We start from the raw sequence: 19,757 nt of genomic DNA, 5'->3' as shown, positions 1-19,757 counted from the left end.
GATCGCCCGGATTTCAGGCGGCGGCAACCACGCGCGCGCGGCCGCGCCTGCCGTCGAACCGGCCCAGCGCCTCGGCATAGAGCGCGCGATCGAGGGTGGTGAGTCGATCGAGTTCCGCCGCGACCTCGGGGGTGATTTCGGCGCGCGGCGCCGCACGGAACCAGCCGCTCGGGTCGGTATGGTTCTCCGCCGCGACATTGCCGCGCACCTTCCCGCCCGGCGGCACCGCACCGATCGCCTTGGCCAGCCGGGCCACGCTCTCGTCCATCCGTTCGGTGATTCCGACGAAGCCGATCCGGTCCAGGGCCGCGATCGCCTCGGTCAGGGCAACGCGCGGATTGGCATGCAGCGGATCGTGCGCGGCACTTGTCCGATAGCGTCCGGTCAGGCGCCGGACATAGAAATTGTCGAGATAATTGACGATGAACGGATCGCTCCCGCGCAGAAAACCGAGCAGATCGTGCCGGTGCGCCGCCGCCACGGTGAAATTGCCCTCTGCGGGGTCGAGCAAGGCGGGATCGACGCTGCGCCAGTAATTGTACAGCGAAACGATCCGCGCGCGCGGATCGCGCAGGAAGGTGAATATGAACCGCTCTGGGTCAATCCGTTCCAGCGCCGGCAGGCCGTAGTGACCCCAGAGCAGCGGATAGCGCGCGATGTCGCGGCTGAGCCCGCACGGTGCGCGAAACCATAGATGCGGCGGCATCGAGCGAACCGGGTCGGGGTCGATCTGATCCGGGTGGAATTGTTCGGAGAGCCAGCGCATCACCGCGATCCCGCCGCATTTCTCGAAATGGAGGAAGCCGAGCTTCGGCCCGGTCCAGGCGGTGAACAGATTGCCGGTGAGATCCGGCACGCCCGGTACGCCCAAGGGCGTTACCCGGTCCGCGAACGGGTCGCCGCCGCCGCGGCAGCGCTCATGATACCAGGCGAGACCGACCGCGAGACGCATGATCCGGCGCGCCTCCGGCAAAACCAGCAGCCCTCGGATCAATGGCGGAATTTCGCGCGCATCGTCGATATAGCGGGTGCGCAGCGCCCGGCGGAACGCACCGCGTTCGTCCGTGCTGGGCCGGCGCCCGAGCGAAAGGCGCAGCAAAGCCGGCCCGATCGTGAAAGCGAGGAGATCGGCTCCCGCTTTGCCGATCAGGTTGCTCCATCTCGATTGTCGCAAAATCCGAGGCTTAGACATCAATAACTACCTAATTTGCGAATAATGTCGTATCAAGTAGCTAAAAGTTGCGGATTGTTGCTGAATGTTACAGGCGACGCGGCAGGGCCATCATGCCGGACGGGGCCGGCGGGGCTTGCAACCGAGGATGGGGCTTGCCAGAAGAACCGGGCTGGCTTGATGGGAGTGAACCGGGTTGAAGATCGCGATCATCGGCGGCGGCTATGTCGGCCTGGTGTCGGCGGCGTGTTTCGCGGAATTCGGCGTCGAGGTGATGGTCGCCGAAACCGATCCGGTGCGGCTCGACCGGCTGCGCGCGGGCGTGATGCCGATCTATGAGCCGGGACTCGAGGAACTGGTCGCCGCCAACCGCGCCGCCGGCCGGCTCGGCTTCACCGGCGCGCTCGACGCGGCGATCGCCGGAGCTCAGGCGGTGTTCATCGCGGTCGGCACCCCGTCGCGCCGGGGCGGCGGCCATGCCGATCTCACCTATGTCTTCGCTGCCGCCGAGCAGGTCCTGACCTCGCTCGACCATCCGGCTGTCCTGGTCACCAAATCCACCGTGCCGGTCGGCACCGGGCGGAAACTGGCGCAGCTTGCCGCCGCGCTGCGGCCCGATCTCGCGGTCGAGGTCGCCTCCAACCCCGAATTCCTGCGCGAGGGCAGCGCGATCGGCGATTTCATGCGGCCAGACCGGGTGGTGGTCGGCGCCGAGACCGAGCGCGCCCGCTCGGTGCTGCGCGCGCTGTACCGCCCGCTCAACCTGATCGAAACGCCGATCCTGATGACCGGGCTGGAAACCGCCGAGCTGATCAAATACGCCGCCAACGCCTTTCTCGCGATGAAGGTCACCTTCATCAACGAAATGGCCGATCTCTGCGAAGCCGTCGGCGCCGACGTGCACGACGTCGCGCGCGGCATGGGCTTCGATGGCCGGATCGGCCGGAAATTCCTGCATCCCGGCCCCGGTTTCGGCGGCTCGTGCTTTCCGAAGGACACGCTCGCCCTCGCCCGCATCGCGCAGGACGCGCGCGCGCCGAGCCGGCTGACCGAAACCGTGGTCGCGGTGAACGAAGCGCGCAAGGCCGGGCTCGGCCGCCGGATCATCGACGCCGCCGGGACGGAGCTTCGCGGCCGGCGCGTCGCGGTTCTCGGCCTCGCCTTCAAGCCGGGAACCGACGACATGCGCGATTCGCCGGCGATCCCGGCGATCGAGGCCCTGGCCGAGGCCGGCGCGCACATCGTCGCCTACGATCCGGCGGCGATGGAGGCGGCAAAACCGCTGCTCCCGGCCTCGGTGCGCTACGCCGCCAGCGCGCCTGAGGCGATCAAGGGTGCCGAGCTTCTGGTGGTAATGACCGAGTGGAACGAATTCCGCGCCCTCGCCCCCGCGCGGCTCGCCGCCGCGATGCGCGGCCGGATCATCGTCGATCTGCGCAACATCTTCGATCCGGCCGCGATGCGCAACGCGGGATTCGTGTATCATGGGGTGGGCAGGGGCCATGCCCCGCGAAAAATCGCCCCGCAAAAAATCGAATTGGACAGGGAAGTCGAGCATGGATGATGTGACCGCGCCTCAGCAAGTCCGCCTGGACCCGAACGGGCTTCCGATGATCGGCGCCTATCCCGATTTCGCCAATCCCGACCTGCTGGACGCGATTCCGCTCACCGCGCGCACCGTGCTCGATATCGGCTGCGGCGGCGGCGCGCTCGGCGCCGCATACCGGCGGCGCAATCCCCGCGCGCGGGTGCTCGGCGTCGATACCCACCCCGAATCGATCGCCCTGGCGCGGACCCGGCTCACCGAAGCCGCGCATTGCGACGTTCAGTCCGATCCCCTGCCCTTCGACCTGCCGGACGGCATCGACTGCCTGATCTATGGCGACATCCTGGAACATCTGGCCGATCCATGGGCGGTGCTCGCGCGCCACGCGGAGCAACTCAACCCGGACGGCACCGTGCTCGTCTGCTTTCCCAACGTGGAGAACTGGAGCATCGTCTATCGCCTGCTGAAGGGCAGCTTCGACTACGAGGACGAAGGCTTGCTCGACCGCACCCATCTGCGCTGGTTTACCCCGCGCATGATGGCGGCGGCGCTGGAACAGGCCGGTCTCGCTCTCTGCGATGTGCGCCCGCGCCTCACCAACCCGACCGAGGCGACCCGCTTCGTCGAGGCGATGACGCCCGCACTCAAGGCGATCGGCGTCGATCCCGCCGAATATCTGAACCGCGCGATTCCGATCCAGTTCGTCTGGCGGGCCAAGAAACAGCCGCGGCCGCGCCTCGTGCTCGCCACGACCATGCTGCCGCCGGTCGGCGGCGTGTCCGACGTGCGGGTGATCGAGCCGGTGCGCGCACTGGCGAGCGACGCCTCGGTGCTCGCGGCGATCCGCCCGGAAGCCGAAATCGCCCTGCTCATGCCAGAAGCGCCGCACATCGCGGTGCTGCACCGCCCGCTTCTGCTGGGCGAGCCGGGCCTCGGGCGGGTGCGCGCGCTGATCGACAAGGGCTATCTGGTGGTCACCGAATTCGACGACCATCCGGGATTTCTCGAAGGCCGCGGCGTGGCGACCGAGGATCTCCTCACCTTCAGCGCGGCCCACGCGGTGCAGACCAGCACCGAGGCGCTCGCCGCCGTACTGACCGAATACAACCCGGAAATCGCGGTCTTCCCCAACGCGATCGTGGAATTGCCCGAGCCGCGCAACTTCGCAGCACCAGACCGGATGACCCTGTTCTTCGGCGCGCTGAACCGCGAGGAAGACTGGGCGCCCTATATGCCAGTGCTGAACGAGGTGCTGCGCGCGGTGGGTGCCAGGCTCAACGTGCTGGTGCTGCATGATCGCGGTTTTTTCGACGCGCTCGACACCGCGAACAAGGAGTTCGTCCCGACCAGCGACTACGCGACCTATATGCAGCGCCTGGGCGAGGCGGAAATCTGCCTCATGCCGCTCGCCGACACCGCGTTCAACCGGGCGAAATCCGACCTCAAATTCATCGAGGCGAGCGCCGCGCGCGTGGTGTCCCTCGCGAGCCCGGTGGTCTATGAGGCCAGCATCCGGGACGGCGAAACCGGCCTCTTGTTCCGCTCGCCGGACCATTTGCGCATGCAGTTGCTGCGCCTGCTCGCCTATCCCGAGGCGGCGAAGCGTCTGGCCGAGGCGGCGCGCGCCCACATCGCCGCCGAACGCATGCTGGCCTATCAGTTGCGCGCACGGATCGACTGGTATCACTCGCTCTGGGCGCGGCGCGACGAACTGACCGAGGCGCTGCGCAAGCGCGTGCCGGCGCTGTTCGCTTGAGCGCCTTGTCCACCGCCGCCGAACCCGGCGGTCTCACCTTCGACTGGAGCGACGGCGCCCCTCACCAGGGACCCTGCCCGAATTGCGGCGCCGCCGGCCCGAGTCCGCTTCTCGTGCTGGTGCGCTGGACCGGCACCAAAAAAATGGCGCCGATGCGGCGCGCGATCTATGCCTGCCCAAATTGCGACGCGCGCTTTTACGAGACGATGCGCCTGCCCGACTATCATCACGAAGAGACACGGGTGATCGGCTGGCCGCAATTCTACATCCAGCAGAATGCCGGGCTCTGGCCGGTCACCGCCCCGATCGCGCGAATCGCCAAACCGCGCGGCGCGCGCTTCCTTGAAATCGGCGGCGGCTACGGCTTCGGCCTCGATTTCGCGATCCACGCGCTCGGCTGGACCGGCATGGGCATCGACCCCTCGCCGCTCGCCGAACGCGGCCGCGCCGAGCTTGGCCTGCCGGTGCGGGTCGGCTATTTCCCCGAGGCCGACGATAGCGGCGGGCTGCCATGGGACGCGATCGTCGCGACCGAGGTGATCGAGCACATGGATCATCCCGGTGTGCTGCTGCGTGACATCGCGGCGCGGATCGCGCCGGATGGCGTCGTGCTGCTGACCACGCCGGACGGCGGCGCGATCGCGCCCGGAACCCCGTACGAAGCGCTCGAACAAATCCTTGTCCCCGAAATCCACATGGTGTTCCAGACCGTGCGCAGCCTCGAGCACGCGCTGCGCACCGCCGGGTTCGCGCATGTCGCGGTCACCCGCGATGCCCATTCCGTGGTCGCCTTCGCCTCGATGGCGCCGCTCGCGCTCGACGATGATCCTGCCTTGCTGCGCCGCCGCTTCCGCGCCTATCTCGATGGGCGCGCGGCGAACCTGGATCCGGTCAGCGATGCCGGCATCGGCCTGCTCGGCCGTGCCCTGTTCGAAGCCGCCAATGACGGCGATTTCGCCGCCGCCGCGGCCGCGCGCGACCTCCTGTTCCCCGCGATCCGGCGGCGCTTCGGCCTTGATCTCGCGACGATCGAAACCCTCCCCGAACCATGCCTCGAGCCGCGCCTTGCCGCTCTGAAGGACCGGATCCCCTTCAATCTCGGCCCGGTGATGTACGCCGAGGCGATGCGCCGGATCGGCCTGGGTGCTACGCGGGCGGAGGTCGTGCGCGAACTCGGCCTTGCCGGACAGGCGGCCGGCGTTCTGGTCGAGGCGTTGCGCGCCTTGTGGCTGACCGATGCCATGAGCGAGGACATTGCCTTCCGCGCCCGCGCCGAGCAGGCGATCGGCCGTGCCGAGGCGGGGGATGACGAGGCGGTCGCACTGCTCGCCGGCCTGAAGCCGCGCGGTGAGACGGACGCCACGCGCCGCATTTATCTTTGGCGCGGGGTGATCGAGCTGACCAATGCCGACGCGACCGGCGCGGCGCGCGCGCTCAGGGCCGCCGAAGGACTCGGTCTGCCCGATGCCGATCTGCCGGCCGATCTGCGGCGCGACATCCATATCGTGCTCGGCCAATTGGCGCTCGCCGAAGGCGGCGACCCGGCCCAGGCGATCGCGATGGCGAACGCGCTCGGCGCGAGCGATCCGGTCGTCCCCGACCTCCTGCTCGGCGGCTTCATCCGGCTGGTGAATGCGGCGCGCTATGACGAGGCGATCGCGGTCGCCGAACGCGTGATCCCGCTCGCCTGCTCGCGCACCGACGCGGCTGGGACCGATGCGCGCGCCGCCCTTGCCATCGCCTACGAAAAAACCGCCGATCCCGCCGCCATCCCAACCCTGATCCGTCCGCTCGCCCTGCCGCCCGCGCGGCGCGACGCGATCCTGCTCGATGCGTTCAGCCGACTGGTCGGCACCGCCCGCTACGACGAGGCGGTGGCAATGGCGGATGCCGAGAATATCGTCAGCCGCGCGGTCGCACGGGATGACGATGCCGGACGCGATGCCCGCCTCGCCCTCGCTTTGCTCGATCTCGCGACCGGCGATCCGATGGACGTGCCGGCCAGGCTCTCCGGCCTCACGATGGATGCCGGCCAGCGCCGCGCCTTCCTGATCGGTGCCTTCTCGCGGCTGATCAACGCCGCGCGCTATGCGGAGGCCGCGCGTTTCGCCGGCGAACAGGCGATCGAAATCCTGATCGGCGACGGCGGCGACGAGCCGGCACGCGACGCGACGATCGGGATTGCGATTCTCGATCTTGTCGTGGGCGATCCCGCCATGGCACCGGCACGAATCGCGGATATCGCGATCGATGCCGAGCGCCGCCGTCAAATTATGCTTGGCGCCTTCGTCACCCTGGTCAATCGCTCCCGCTACGACGAGGCGCTTGCATTGCGCGACGCAGCCCCGATCGAAGCCTGGGCCGCCGCGCCGGAGGATGCCGACGGCGCCGACGCCTCGATCGCCCTGATCGCTCTCGCTCTCGCGACCGGCGATCCGGCGGAGGTTCCGGCACTGCTCGACCGTCTGCCTCATCTCGCCAGCGAGGTCGGGAACGATGCGCGGGCTCAGGCAACGCTGCGGCTGATCCATCTGGGACGGCTCGGCGAAGCCCGGCCGCTGATCGCGACGATCGATCTTTCGCTCCTCGATCCGGCGAGCCGGAGCGATCTGGTTGCGACCGAGGCGCATTTCGCGATCGAGGCGGCGGACACCGACCGGCTCGCCGCCCTGCTCGATACTCTGGAAAGCGACGCGGCCGAACCGGCCAGGATCAAGGCGCTGGCGGTGTCCGGCTTCGTCACCGCGGTCAATCGCGGCGATTTTGCCGCGGCTTCGCTGCTGCGCGGGCGGATCGAGCCGGATTTCGCGAACTACGCCAAGGCTGCCACGGAAGGCATGCGCAGCGCGGGTTTCGCGCTCGGCGTGCTCGATCTGCAGGAACCGGCACAACCGCATCGCGCCGAAGCCGCTTTCGCCGCAGTCCGCCGCGGCTTCGCCGCGGAACTGGCCGAGAGCGAAACCGCGCCCGCTCTGTTCTGGGAATCGCTGCGCGGCGAGATCATCGCATTGCACCAGACATCGCGCGCCGCCGAGGCCACGGCGCTCGGCCGGGCGATGCTCGCCCGCTATCGCGGCGCGCCGGAGGATCTGGCGCAGGAACTCATGACGGATCACCGATAATGCTGGCGATACTGCGGAAACTGAAACTCGGGTTCGGTGCCGCCCGCGCGGCAGTCACCCTGGCCGTTGCCGGCGTACTCGGCCGGCTGCGCAGCGCGCATCAGGTGGTCGCCAGCAAGCCAACGACGGGAATCACGCTCGGCCCGAAAGTGGTTCTGTTCCTGCACTGGGATCGCGGCGGCCGGGTGCGCGAGGCGCTGTTCACCTATATCGCGCAGCTCGCCGAATCCGGCCGTTCGGTGGTGTTCGTCACCAATGCCGGCAAGATCGAGCCCACCGCCGAGGCGCGGCTGCTCACTTTGTGCGCCGGCGTGCTGGTACGACGCAATATCGGCTATGATTTCGGCGGCTGGCGCGATGCGATCGAAACGCTCGACCTGCCGCGCACCGAGACCGAGGAAATCATCATCGTCAACGACAGCGTGTTCGGCCCGGTGCGCCCGCTTGAGGCCACGCTGCTGCGCCTCGACTACGAGCATGTCGATGTCTGGGGCCTGACCGAAAGCTGGCAGCGGCGCTATCATCTGCAATCCTATTTCGTGGCCTTCGGCCCGCGCGCGATCCGCTCGCCCGCGTTCCGCAAATTCTGGGCGCAGGTGATTCCGGCACCGTCGAAAGCCTATGTCATCGGGAAATACGAGGTCGGCATGACCCAGGCGATGATCAAGGCGGGGCTCAGGGTCGCCGTGCTCTGGCCCTACGAGGCACTGACCAAGCTGATCACCCGCGACCAGCTCGCGGGATATCTCGATACCGATGCCGGCGCCGCGATGCGCAACGACCCGATCGACATGACCCGCTGGCTGCATATTCTGCGCCTGCGCGACGCGATCGCCCGGCGCAAGCCGCTCAATCCGACCTCGGATCTGTGGCGGCATCTGCTGCTTTCGGGTTACCCGTTCATCAAGCGCGAACTGCTGCGTGACAACCCCACCAGGGTCGAGGATGTCGGCGACTGGGCGGATGTACTGCGCGATACGCTCGGCGTCGATCCCGCGCCGATCATCGCCGATCTCAGGACCATGCTGCGCGGCGACGCGCCCTGAAGATGGCAGGCACCGCGCGCATGCTGGCACGGCTGGCCGCGGTGCTGGCCTGGACGGTTCTGCTCCTGCCGGTGCAATTCGTGCTGATCCGCCTGAAGGGAGCGGCGAAGCAACGCCTGCCGATGATCTACTGGTCGGGCATGGCGCGGCTGCTCGGGGTGCGACTCCGCGTGATGGGTACCCTTGCGTCCGGCAACGGGCGACCGGTTCTGTTCGTCTCGAATCACAGTTCCTGGCTCGATGTGATCGCCCTCGGCGCGGTTCTGCCCGGCTGTTTCGTCGCCAAGGGCGATATCGCCAACTGGCCCGGCATCAATTTTGTAGCCAAGGCGGGGCGAACGGTATTCGTCTCCCGCGCGCGGTCGGGCACGGCGCGCGAGCAGAAAGATCTCGCTTCCCGGCTCGACGCCGGCGACAATCTGATCCTGTTTCCCGAGGGCACGACGTCGGACGGCGCGCGGGTTTTGCCGTTCCGGTCGAGTTTTCTGGCCCTTGCGGAGCGAAACGACGCGCCGATCGTCCAACCGGTGACGATCGTTTACGACCAACTGGACGGGCTGCCGATCTGCCGGCGCAACCGTCCGCTGATCGCCTGGTATGGCGACATGGATATCACCTCGCATTATGCGCGGCTGGGCCGGCATAATTGGCGGGCGACCATCGTGCTCGATCCGCCGGTCGATGCAAGGATCGGGCGAAAAATGCTGAGCGCTACGCTGGAACACGCAATCGCCAGTCGCGCCGCCGCGATCCGGCAGGGCAAAAATTAGGTCCGGTCTGGTGCCTTTGTTTCACGTGAAACAAAGGACAGTTATTATGACTAACTTTTCGTTATGTCAGATTTTTCCCAGATCGCGCGGACCAGATAGATCGGGCGCTGCTTGCTTTCCTCGTAGAGCCGGCCGAGATATTCGCCGATCACGCCGAGCGCCAGCAATTGCACGCCGCCCAGGAACAGCACCGCGACCAGGAGCGACGGATAGCCCTTGACCGGGTTGCCGTAGACCAATTTGTCGAAAATTGTGACGATTGCGTAAATAAAAGCAAAAATTGAGACAGCAAAGCCCAGATAGGATGCCAACCGGAGCGGCACGCTGCTGAACGAGGTGATGCCCTCAAGGGCGAGATTCCAGAGCTTCCAGTAGTTCCAGGTGGTGGCGCCGGCGTGGCGGGGGGCACGCCGATAGGTGATCGTCGCGGTGCGAAAACCCACCCAGGCGAACAGACCTTTCATGAAGCGCCGCCGCTCCGGCAGGCGTTTCAGCGCGTCCAGCGCCGGGCGGGAGATCAGCCGGAAATCGCCGGTATCGGGGGGAATATCGACATGGCTCATCCGGTTCATCACCCGATAAAAGCCGTGCGCGGTGAGGCGCTTCATCGGGCCGTCGCCCTCGCGGGATTCGCGCACCGCGTTGACCACTTCGAAGCCTTCCCGCCATTTGGCGATCAGTTCGGGGATGACTTCCGGCGGGTCCTGCAGATCGGCGTCGAGCGGGATCACCGCCTCGCCGCGCGCGTGGTCGAGCCCGGCGGTGAGTGCGGCCTCCTTGCCGAAATTGCGCGAAAGATCGATCACCCGGACGCGGGAATCGCGCTCGGCGAGGGCGACCAGACGCGCCAGGGTATCGTCCCGGCTGCCGTCGTTGACGCAGACGAGTTCCCAGGATTCCGCTCCGGCATCGAGCACCGCGCAAAGCCGCTCGTGCAGCTTCGCGATATTCGCGGCCTCGTTATGGAACGGAACGACGATCGAAATGGTCATCGGTGCGGGCGCCTGATTGCGATTATCGTGGGACCAAGGCCTTGCCAGATCAGGGCGAAAACACCCAGAAAAAACCCGATCCAAGCATAGACGATGTAGGGTGGCGCAAAGCGGAACCGGACGATGTTGCGGCCAGGACGAAGCTCGACGCTCTGGACGATCTCGTGATGGACCGATACCGGCACGCTCATTCCATTGATCGTGGCGCGCCATCCCGGCATGAACAATTCGCGGCGAACCAGCGATGCATGCGCGGAGCAGGTCGCGATCACGCTGTCGCGCCTGGCGTTTTGCAGCGTGCAGGCGGAGCCGCTCGTCGTGTAGAACGGATCCGCTCCTTTGAGACGCCAGATATTCATCAGCCTGTCGGCATAGACTTGCTGGAAATCTCGTGCATCACTACTATTTCCGAAAACCAGTTGGATGGTTTTCCCGGTAACGTCTTGACCAGCATTTGTACTTAGGACCACACCATGATCATGTGTCGGCCAAAGCCAGATCGCCTCCGGGTTGTTACCGCTCACATGCGTTACCGTCACGGTGAACTGCTCGCCAGGCACCAAGTGTATCGCTTTGTTCAGAGTCATTTCAAACGCGCTGTTATCGCCGGAACGGTTAAGATTAGCAGCCGTTTTGCTGCATCCGTTTCGCGTGCAAAGAGAAATTGCCAGTATTCCATCCGCGGTATTATCGTAATTGCCCTGTTCGACACCGATCCGATCGATCACCGGAAAGCGTACAATACTCCGAGGGGCGGCTTCGGTAACGGTCACGGACTGGCCGGCATAGAGCCGCAACGGTATACCGTTTACTGGTTCGCTCGGAAAACTGATTGTCGGGATAAGGTTCGTGCTAGGATCGGTTACGATATAGCGGACACCAAGATATAAGTAGCTCTTTTTAAAAAGCACGATATCATTCGCCGCTACTGGAATCTGCAACGGCGGAAATGGCGCCCAAAAAATAGTGCCGCTCAGTTCAGCAACAGACGGCAAAAGATGCTTTATAACGTAACTCGACCAATTAAGCGGAAGCGGAAGATAGTTATGGTTGATGCTTGAGATTCTGAAATATGCACTATAGTTCGGAGCAATAGGTCCGAGTGTATAAAACCGAGAAAGGCCTAGATTTGTTCGGAGGTAGCGTATCCCTGTCTTGTCGATCTGCCCTGGCTTCAAGCCAGATAGCTGTGGCAACATATACAGACAAATTGTGTTGATAACCAATATAATCGAAAGTGCCCAACGACGCTTTTCGTCGCGCAACGCAGCAACGCTGATTACCCCAAGAACAAGGCCGCTGAGCCCAATCGACAAGGCGAAAATAAGCCATTTGACCATCTGGGCACGATGAACGGAATTCCAATGCCAGAAAGCCGTCCAAGGCCAAACGAGATACACCGCTATGGCCAACAAGAAGAGGGTGATAAACGTTGCCCTGAGAAGGATTACACGAGGGAATATCTCCTGTTCCAGAACACAACAGGCTAGAATGATTGCCGCAATCTCCCAGGAAGGTGCCGCATAACGGAAAAATTCAACATCCTGCATGAAAGGTATGATATTCATAAGTGGCATAATCGGTGGAATGCCGAATGTTTTTCCTGCACAAAGAATAAGCCAAACCAATAACAGGATACGAAGCCTACGGTCGCGACACAGGAATACGCCCAGGCACGAAAAACCCAAAAGGGTTGCGCCGAGGAATCCGCCGACACCGCCGTTAATCGCGACAATCAATTGTCTACCGTACGATGCCGTAAGCGGGCCGAAGACATATGGCAACAAAATTACCGACATACCCCGTATAGACAGTGAAAGCAGTCCATATTGATGTAACCCAACAACATCGCTCTGGGTTAAAAAATCGAAAAATGCGACCAACTGTGGCGCGGCGATGAGAAGCCCGATCACGCCGCCGCACAGGATGTTACCAACATATTCTATTCTATCGTCCGCCTCGAACAGGCGAAATCCTGCCCAGAGCAGGGCGAACAATCCGTCGATATAAGCCTCTTCTGGAAATCCGCCCAGAATTGAAAAACCAATCCCTGCCGCAATCAGTAGAACAGATTGTCGTCGACAACGCCTGTCTCTTGCGTTTTCGATGCCGAGCAGCAATGTCGGCAGGAAAGCCATGACATTCAGCAACACCTCGCCGGGAGTCCAGGCAAATGTGCCAGAGAATGCATAGAGGAGTGCGCCAGATAAGGCACTCAAGCGGGTGAATTTCAAGCGCCTGAGCAATGCATAGGTAGAGAGACCTGCAATGATTTGCATGGCCCGCTCAAGCCAAAATATTCCATGATGAAAAAACAACAATAAAACAAAAGGAAGGAAAAATGCTGCCGGTTGAATTTCTCCGGCAAGCGGCAGTCCTATCCCGGAATAGGGGTTCCACCATGGAATAATTCCATGCAACCAATCATAGGCGGCTAGATTGCCAAGAGCCTGCGTGGTCCAGCCAGTATTCGGATCATCAAACGGCATTCCCCCTAACAAACCGTGCCGAACGCCAATGACTGCAGAAGAGGTGGACCAAATCGGATCGCTGCTGATGCCTAGAATTAGAGCCGGTATTTGACCAGCGAAAGGCGCAATCAGCAAAACAAGTACAGGAAGCCATTGGTAGCGACCAAGAAAGCCGACATGCGCCTCAGATATTTCAGGTGCGTCAGCAGCATTTCTGGCACGAGCCGTTGATGTTTCTGTCAAATCGGTCATAATGACATAGATGCCAAAAGTGACGTGGCGTTGCAAATTTTTGCTTTTTTGAGGCTTGAAGCGGTATTCATCTCTTCATGAATTGAGGAGAGGTTAGGAGTGTCTTGTCGCTGTCTGAGGTTCCCCCGACCGGGCAAATCGCCGCGGTAATTCCCTGCTACCGGGTCCGGGCGCATATCCTTGATGTGATCGAGCGGATCGGTCCTGAGGTGACGGCGATTTATGTCGTCGACGATTGCTGCCCGGAGCAGACGGGGGCGTTTGTCCGCGAGGCATCCCGCGATTCGCGGGTCCGTGTCATCATGCGAACGGTCAATGGTGGCGTCGGTGCGGCAACATTGAGTGGGTATCGCCAAGCCCTCGCCGACGGAATGACGGTGATCGTCAAGATCGATGGCGACGGCCAAATGGACCCAGCGCTCCTACCCATATTCGTCCGACCGATTCTGGAGGGCCGCGCTGACTACACCAAAGGCAACCGCTTCTTCAATCTCGACGATGTTCGAACGATGCCTACCATTCGCCTGTTCGGCAATGCCGTTCTTTCGTTCATGACAAAATTGTCAACGGGCTATTGGACCCTGTTCGATCCGACCAATGGCTATACCGCGATCCATGCCAATGTCCTTCGGCAATTGCCGCTCAATTCGATTTCGACCCGGTATTTCTTCGAATCCGACATGCTGTTTCGCCTCGGCATTCTGAGAGCCTGCGTTCTCGACATTCCGATGACCGCGATCTATGCGGAAGAACAGAGCAATCTGCGAATTCGTGCGGTGCTGTTCGGCTTCCTGAAGGGGCATCTGAGGAATCTCGTGAAACGCATTGTGTACAGCTATTTCGTTCGCGATTTTTCCATCGCCTCGGTCGAACTCGTCGTCGGCCTGCTGCTACTCGGCTTCGGCACGATATTCGGGTTTTCGCACTGGTGGTACAATGCACATCACGACGTGGTGACGACATCGGGCACGGTGATGCTTTCGGCATTGCCAGTGATTCTTGGGTTGCAGATTTTTCTGTCTTTCCTGGGTTTCGACATCGCGGCCGTGCCGCAAACCGCAATTCATCGGCTTCTTGATTCCACGATACGCAGCGGCACGAAAGCGCATGCGGACGTTTCCAAATTGCCTGCCGGATCAGGCAAGCGATGATAAATACGCTGGCATTGCTGGCCTTCACGATCCTGTTGGCGCTCGGCCAGCTTTTATTCAAAAAAGTCGGGCTTGAGCTGCGCGGAATCAGCCTGACCGATGGCATTTTACGCATTCTCGGGCGGCCGGCCATCTATGCCGCCGGGCTGCTCTATTTTATCGCGACTGTACTTTGGATATGGATTTTGTCGAGGGTGCCGTTAAGCCGTGCCTACCCTTATGTCGCAGTTGGCGTCGGGCTCGTGCCTTTCCTGTCGATTTTTGTCTTCGGTGAGCACGTACGACCGTCATTCTGGGTTGGAGTCGTCCTGATCATGGCCGGCATTATCATAACCCAGCTCGGCAATTCCGCCGGGTGATGCGGCGGCGACGGCGGGGCGGCGCCGATGCCGATGGTTCCGGGCAGGTAGAAGAACGGAAAATACTGGACGGTGTTCGGGCAGATATCGAATCCGGTCTGCTTCGACCATTTGATCGCATTCGCCTGCCGCACGCGTTTCTGGGTCAGTGGCCGGGCCGGACCGGACGGAAGTTCGGCCGCCGATTCGGCGATGATCGCCAGATTGGCGTTCACCCCGGAGACCGGAAAGGTTCCGTGCCGGATCGAGTCGGGGAAGTGCTCCCGAAACCCGAGAATCTGGCCGTAGAGCAATCCATCCGCGCGGGCGATATGCGCCGGCTCGTCGGCGACCTGTCCCATAGGAGTCAGCAAGGCGAGGCGGATGCCGGTCGGCAGCGCGCAGGCCAGGAAAAGGATTGGCAGCCAGCGCGTGTCGAGAAGCAGTCGCAGGAAACGGCCAGGATACGCGGTGGCGGAACCGGAGACCCGGCGGTGCAAGGACAGATCCATCGGGTGCGACGCATAGCCAAGAAGCCGACGCCGGTCCATGGACCGGATGGCTTGCGCCCCAGGCTGGATTGCTTCGGCGCTTCGCTTCTCGCAATGACGAGTCGGCGTCAGGCGTGAGTCGTAGGCTACGGCGGTTGGTATAAGTGACCCTTCAGCCCGGTCATTGCGAGCCGTTACAGCCGGCGCGACGATCCATTTTGTGGTAGCGTTATGCACGAAAAATGGATTGCTTCCGCCTCGCAAGCTCGGCGTCGCAATGACGGGTGGGGCTGTTTGGTGGCGCTGCTACCGGCGGCGGATGAAAGCCGCCGCCCCGGTTGCCTGCCACGCGATGCCAAAAATGCCGATCCAGAAGGCGATCCAGCCAAATGTCATGTAGGGCGGCTCGAAATCGAAACGGACATGGTTGCGGCCCGGTTCGAGCGCGACCGCCTGGACGATGGCGTGGTGCTTCAGGACCGGCGCCGGAACGCCATCGATCGATGCGCGCCATCCCGGCATGAACAATTCCCGCCGGATCAGGAGCGCGCGGGTCCGGCAGATCGCGGTCACGCTGTCGAGCCGAGCGTTTTGCAACGTGCAGGCGGCGCCGTGCGTCGTGTAGAACGGCTCTGCTCCCTTGAGCCGCCAGATGGTCATGAGCGGGTCGGAATAGACGCGCTTGAAACCGCTATGGCCGGTCGTCCCGAACACGAGCTGGATGGTTCTGCCGGCGAGAGACTGACCGGTGTTCGACGACAAATCCGACTTCTGACCGTGCTTCGGAGGAAGCCAGATCGCCACCGGGTGGTTGCCGCTCTCATGCGTTACCGTAACGGTGAAACGCTCTCCGGGAGCAACATGGATAGGTTTGTCCAGGCCGATCACGAAAGCACTGTCATCGGGAGAATTATGCAGTTTGCCGCTGCCCACGCCACATTGTCCATCGACGCACAGCGTCACGGACAGAGTGCCGTTGGCGGAATTGGCGTAAGTGCCCTGGTTGACGCCCACACGCCCGATCACGGGAATTCGCCTGAGGACGGGCGGCGCGACCGCGGCGATCGTCAGCGACTGGCCGGCCCAGAGCGGCAGCGCAGTGGCGTTGCTGGAATCCGCCGGCATGGCGAAGGAAGGCGGCAAGGAATCGCCCGGCATGGTCAGAAAATAGCGGACGCCGAGATATCGATAGCTGCGTTTGAAGCGCACGACGTCGCGGCTTGCCTGCGGCACCTCGTTGTCGGGAAACGGCGCCCAGAAAATATCACCGCTCGATGTCGATAATTTGGGAAACAGGTGACTCTGGACGAAATCGGCCCAGTTTCGCGCGACCGGCAGATAGTTGTGGTTGATGTCCGGGATTTCGAAATAGGCGCTGTAATTCGGCGGCATCGGGCCCAGCGCGTAGAAGCGCGACAGGCCGAGATGGGTTTTCAGGAAATCGATCGCTGGCCAATCGATCCGTCCCGGCCTGACGCCGGAGAGTTGCGGCAGGGCGAACAGGATGATGGAATTGCCGACCAGGATCAGCCCCGCCAGCCAACGCCGCCTCTCACCCTTCGCCAGAACCCAGATCAGGGCGATGGCGATCATCGAGCCGATCGGCAAAGCGGTGGCGCGGATCAGCCATGTCACCATGATCGCCCGGTCATGCGCATTCCAGTGCCAGGATTGCGCCCAGGGCCAGGCGAGCCCGATCGCCAGCGCGATGACGGCCAGGGTCGCGGCCAACGGGAGAACCAATCTCATCCGTCCCTCGCGCGCGTCTTCCAGGGCGTTTGCCGCGAGGATGATCGCCGCCAGTTCCCAGGCGGGCGCGGAATAGCGGAAAAACATGGTATCCATCATGAACGGCAGCGCGTTCATCAGCACCATGACCGGCGGAAACCCGAAAATCTTACCGGCGGCAAGCACGATCCAGACGGCGAGCATGATCGCGATCGGGCGATCGCGCCGCGAGGCGAGCCCGGCGAAAGCGAAGGCCAGGGTGAGCGCGCCGATATAGCCGCCGATGCTGGACGAGACCGGCAGGAGCCGCGCGCCGCCCAGATCGCCGCCCAGCGGCCCGTAGATATAGGGCAGGATGATGGACGCGAACCCGCGCAGATCGACCGAAAGATTGCCGATGGCGTGGGTCTGGAACACATCGCTCGCCGCGCTGAAATCGGCGAAGGCGACGATGGCGGGGGCGGCGATCAACAATCCCAGAATGCCGCCGAATGCCACCCTCCAGGCGAATGCCGGGCGATCCGGCGACTCGAACAGCCGGACGATCGCCCAGAGCAGCGCCATCAGCCCGTCGATATAGGCGGCCTCGGGAAAACCGGCGAGAATCGAGCCACCGATGCCGAGCGCGACCAGCACCACGGCATGGCGGCGAGAAGCCGAATCCCGCGCATATTCGATGCCGAGCAGCAGCACCGGCAGGAACGGCAGGACGTTGAGGATGGTTTCGCCCGGCACCCAGGCGAATGTGCCGTTGAATTCATAGAGAAGCGCGCCAATCAGCGCGGCGAGCCGGCCGAGTTTCAGGCGCCGGAGCAGGCAGAAGGTCGCGATGCCGGCGAAGATTTGGAGCGCCAGTTCCAGCCAGACGATGCCGCCCCGGAACGCGAGCAGCAGCACGAAGGGCAGGAACAAGGCCGCCGGCTGCATTTCGCCCGCCAGCGGCAGACCGATTCCCGAATAGGGGTTCCACCAGGGCACTCTGCCGTGCAACCAGTCCTGTGCCGCGAGATGGCCGAGCGCCTGATTGGTCCAGCCGACATTGGGATCGCCGAAGGGAGCGCCCGCCAACAGGCCGGGCCCGACGCCGAGCACCACGCCGGACTGGAGCCAGATCGGGTTGGTGCTCAGCTCGAAAATCCATGACGGAACCTGCCCCAGTAGCGCGGCGAGAACGATGACCAGGAACGGCAGCCATGGATAGCGATCGAGCCATTCCGCCGGAGGCGCGGCGCTCAAAACCAACCCTGTTTCAGACATATCCCGCAAATCGGTCTCCCCGTGCCTCGATGTCGCGCCGTCGCGGCGGCTCCGGTATGGTGCGCGTGCGACGCAAGGCGCCGAAGCGTTGCGTTCGCGCCACACTTAACCATGAAGCAAGGAATGGTCCATGCCGAAGTCATGTCATCGTCAGGCCAGCGGCGGGGGCCGATGAGGCGGTTCCTCCGGTCGCACTGGATCGCGATCCTGTTCGTCGTCACCGCGCTGCCCACCGGGCTGAGGCTGGCGCTGGTCACGCCGATCGGGCAGGTCGCCGACGAACCGGCACATATCGCGCGGGCCGGCGCCCTGCTGCATGGCGAACTGCTCGGCCATCGGGTGCCGTTCCGCCCGCCGGGCCGGAACACCGTCATCGTGCCGGCCACGATGGTCGATGCCGGGCTGATCGGCGCCTCGTTCGGCGAAATGAACGAGACCTGCGGCGATCAGACATCGGTGGCGAGCACCGCCGCGCTGCGCTGGGCGAAAGCCCGCAACATCGATATCGATTTCAACACGGTCCAGTATTTTCCGGCGCTGTATCTGCCGGGGACGCTCGGCATCGCGGCCGGGCGGGCGGCGGGGCAGCGCCCGCTCGCCGCCTTGTTCACCGGACGCATTTTCATGCTGCTCGCCTATCTGGCGGTCGCCGTGGCGGCGATCGCGATCGCGCGATTCGGCCGGGGGCTGATCTTCGCCACGCTGTCGCTGCCGATGGCGCTGAGCCTCGGCGCTTCGTTCAACCAGGACGGGCTGCTGATCGCGACCAGCGCGCTGACGGGCGCGCTGCTGACGCTCGACCCCGCGCGATACCGGCGGATACGCTGGCTGGCCCTGCCGGCGTTCACCCTGGTGATCTGTTCGAAGCCGCCCTATGGGCTGCTGCTGTTCGCGGCCCTTGTGCCGCTGGCCGCGCCGCGCCTGGTGCGGCGGGGGTTGACCACGGCGGTATGGGCGCTTCCGCCGCTGCTGTGGGTTGCGGTGATGGCGCACGTGTCGCTGATGCCGTATCTGCGCGGCTCGTATCATCCCGGACCGCTCTGGCCGGGCAATCCGGCGACGATATTCCATACCACCGACCCGCTGGCCAATCTGCGCGTGCTGCTGGCGGAGCCGGCGCGGATCGTCACCATGCCGGTCGGGTTTCTCGTCGCGAACGGGTGGATCATGACGACATCGGCGATCGGCAGCCTCGGCTGGCTTTCGATCGGCCTGTCCAACTGGGCCTATGGCGCGTGGCTCTTCGCGGTCCTGGCCGCCGCGCTCGGGGTGGCTGCCGGGCGAGACGATGGCGGCGTGCGGTGGTTCGCGCGCGATGCCGGCGCGATTCTGATTCTCGTCGCCGCCAGCGTGATCGCGGTGGAACTGGCGATCTATCTGAGCTGGGACGACGTGGGGGCGGCGGCGATTTCCGGCCCGCAAGGGCGGTATTACCTGCTGTTCATCCCGTTTCTGATGCTTGCGATTCCGCGACTCGGCGAGCGGATCGCCGGACGGTTCGGGCCGGGCGCCACGGGGTTCGCCGAAGCGCTGACCGCCCTGCCGGCGATCGTGATCGCGGCAATCGACATGGCGTATCTGCCGGGATTGATGCTGCGCCGGTTCTGCCTTGGATAGTGTGGTTTGCGTTCCGCCCGAGGCTTTGCCACTGAAGGCGCACAATTTC

General features: G+C 63.7%; 12 protein-coding genes and 1 pseudogene. 8 read left to right on the top strand and 5 right to left on the bottom strand.

Annotated elements, in window-relative coordinates; all coding sequences use genetic code 11:
* Nucleotides 1-13: 13 nt before the first annotated feature.
* On the bottom strand, nt 14-1,192 hold the full coding sequence (locus tag AiwAL_RS13715; RefSeq protein WP_262312862.1) for a hypothetical protein: 1,179 nt from the start codon (nt 1,190-1,192) through the stop codon (nt 14-16).
* Nucleotides 1,193-1,367: 175 nt separating this feature from the next.
* Here AiwAL_RS13715 and AiwAL_RS13710 point away from each other — a divergent pair, with 175 nt between their 5' ends.
* The 5 genes from AiwAL_RS13710 to AiwAL_RS13690 are packed head-to-tail and all read left to right on the top strand — an operon-like array spanning nt 1,368 to nt 9,411.
* On the top strand, nt 1,368-2,735 hold the full coding sequence (locus AiwAL_RS13710; protein ID WP_262312861.1) for a UDP-glucose/GDP-mannose dehydrogenase family protein: 1,368 nt from the start codon (nt 1,368-1,370) through the stop codon (nt 2,733-2,735).
* The gene (locus tag AiwAL_RS13705; protein ID WP_235703073.1) at nt 2,728-4,473 is read left to right on the top strand and encodes a methyltransferase; all 1,746 of its coding nucleotides are present in this window, start codon (nt 2,728-2,730) and stop codon (nt 4,471-4,473) included. Before AiwAL_RS13710 ends, AiwAL_RS13705 begins: the two co-directional genes overlap by 8 nt.
* Complete coding sequence (locus tag AiwAL_RS13700; protein ID WP_262312860.1) at nt 4,470-7,595, top strand: class I SAM-dependent methyltransferase; 3,126 nt, start codon at nt 4,470-4,472, stop codon at nt 7,593-7,595. Before AiwAL_RS13705 ends, AiwAL_RS13700 begins: the two co-directional genes overlap by 4 nt.
* Nucleotides 7,595-8,641: a rhamnan synthesis F family protein gene (locus AiwAL_RS13695; protein WP_262312859.1), complete on the top strand. Its 1,047-nt coding sequence runs from the start codon at nt 7,595-7,597 to the stop codon at nt 8,639-8,641. The genes AiwAL_RS13700 and AiwAL_RS13695 overlap by 1 nt, the downstream gene beginning before the upstream one ends.
* 20 nt (nt 8,642-8,661) lie before the next feature.
* Nucleotides 8,662-9,411, top strand: a complete 750-nt coding sequence (locus AiwAL_RS13690) for a 1-acyl-sn-glycerol-3-phosphate acyltransferase (protein WP_235703070.1) — start codon at nt 8,662-8,664, stop codon at nt 9,409-9,411.
* A 50-nt stretch (nt 9,412-9,461) separates the two neighbouring features.
* Here AiwAL_RS13690 and AiwAL_RS13685 read toward each other — a convergent pair whose 3' ends face one another.
* Nucleotides 9,462-10,403, bottom strand: coding sequence for a glycosyltransferase family 2 protein (locus AiwAL_RS13685; protein WP_235703069.1), 942 nt, complete (start codon nt 10,401-10,403; stop codon nt 9,462-9,464).
* Entirely contained in the window at nt 10,400-13,126 is a 2,727-nt protein-coding gene (locus AiwAL_RS13680; RefSeq protein ID WP_262312858.1) for a hypothetical protein, read from the bottom strand. Before AiwAL_RS13680 ends, AiwAL_RS13685 begins: the two co-directional genes overlap by 4 nt.
* 104 nt (nt 13,127-13,230) lie before the next feature.
* Here AiwAL_RS13680 and AiwAL_RS13675 point away from each other — a divergent pair, with 104 nt between their 5' ends.
* Entirely contained in the window at nt 13,231-14,277 is a 1,047-nt protein-coding gene (locus tag AiwAL_RS13675) for a glycosyltransferase family 2 protein (protein ID WP_262312857.1), read from the top strand.
* Nucleotides 14,274-14,552 (top strand): annotated as a pseudogene (locus tag AiwAL_RS13670) (hypothetical protein); the annotation flags it as partial. The gene AiwAL_RS13675 and the pseudogene AiwAL_RS13670, both read left to right, overlap by 4 nt.
* Here AiwAL_RS13670 and AiwAL_RS13665 read toward each other — a convergent pair.
* Together AiwAL_RS13665 and AiwAL_RS13660 are read right to left on the bottom strand one after the other, a co-directional pair.
* Nucleotides 14,495-15,127: a DUF2142 domain-containing protein gene (locus AiwAL_RS13665; RefSeq protein ID WP_262312856.1), complete on the bottom strand. Its 633-nt coding sequence runs from the start codon at nt 15,125-15,127 to the stop codon at nt 14,495-14,497. The pseudogene AiwAL_RS13670 and the gene AiwAL_RS13665 overlap by 58 nt on opposite strands.
* A gap of 285 nt (nt 15,128-15,412) precedes the next feature.
* The gene (locus AiwAL_RS13660) at nt 15,413-18,091 is read right to left on the bottom strand and encodes a hypothetical protein (RefSeq protein WP_262312855.1); all 2,679 of its coding nucleotides are present in this window, start codon (nt 18,089-18,091) and stop codon (nt 15,413-15,415) included.
* 171 nt (nt 18,092-18,262) lie between these two features.
* Here AiwAL_RS13660 and AiwAL_RS13655 point away from each other — a divergent pair, with 171 nt between their 5' ends.
* Nucleotides 18,263-19,708 (top strand): DUF2142 domain-containing protein, encoded by a 1,446-nt coding sequence (locus AiwAL_RS13655; protein ID WP_235703065.1) that lies wholly within the window; start codon nt 18,263-18,265, stop codon nt 19,706-19,708.
* Nucleotides 19,709-19,757: the final 49 nt, after the last annotated feature.

Origin of the sequence: Acidiphilium sp. AL (genome assembly GCF_025499445.1) — a bacterium.
GTDB lineage: Bacteria > Pseudomonadota > Alphaproteobacteria > Acetobacterales > Acetobacteraceae > Acidiphilium > Acidiphilium iwatense.
Note: the sequence above shows the minus strand (reverse complement) of the source record. Positions and strands in the feature narration are given on the sequence as shown.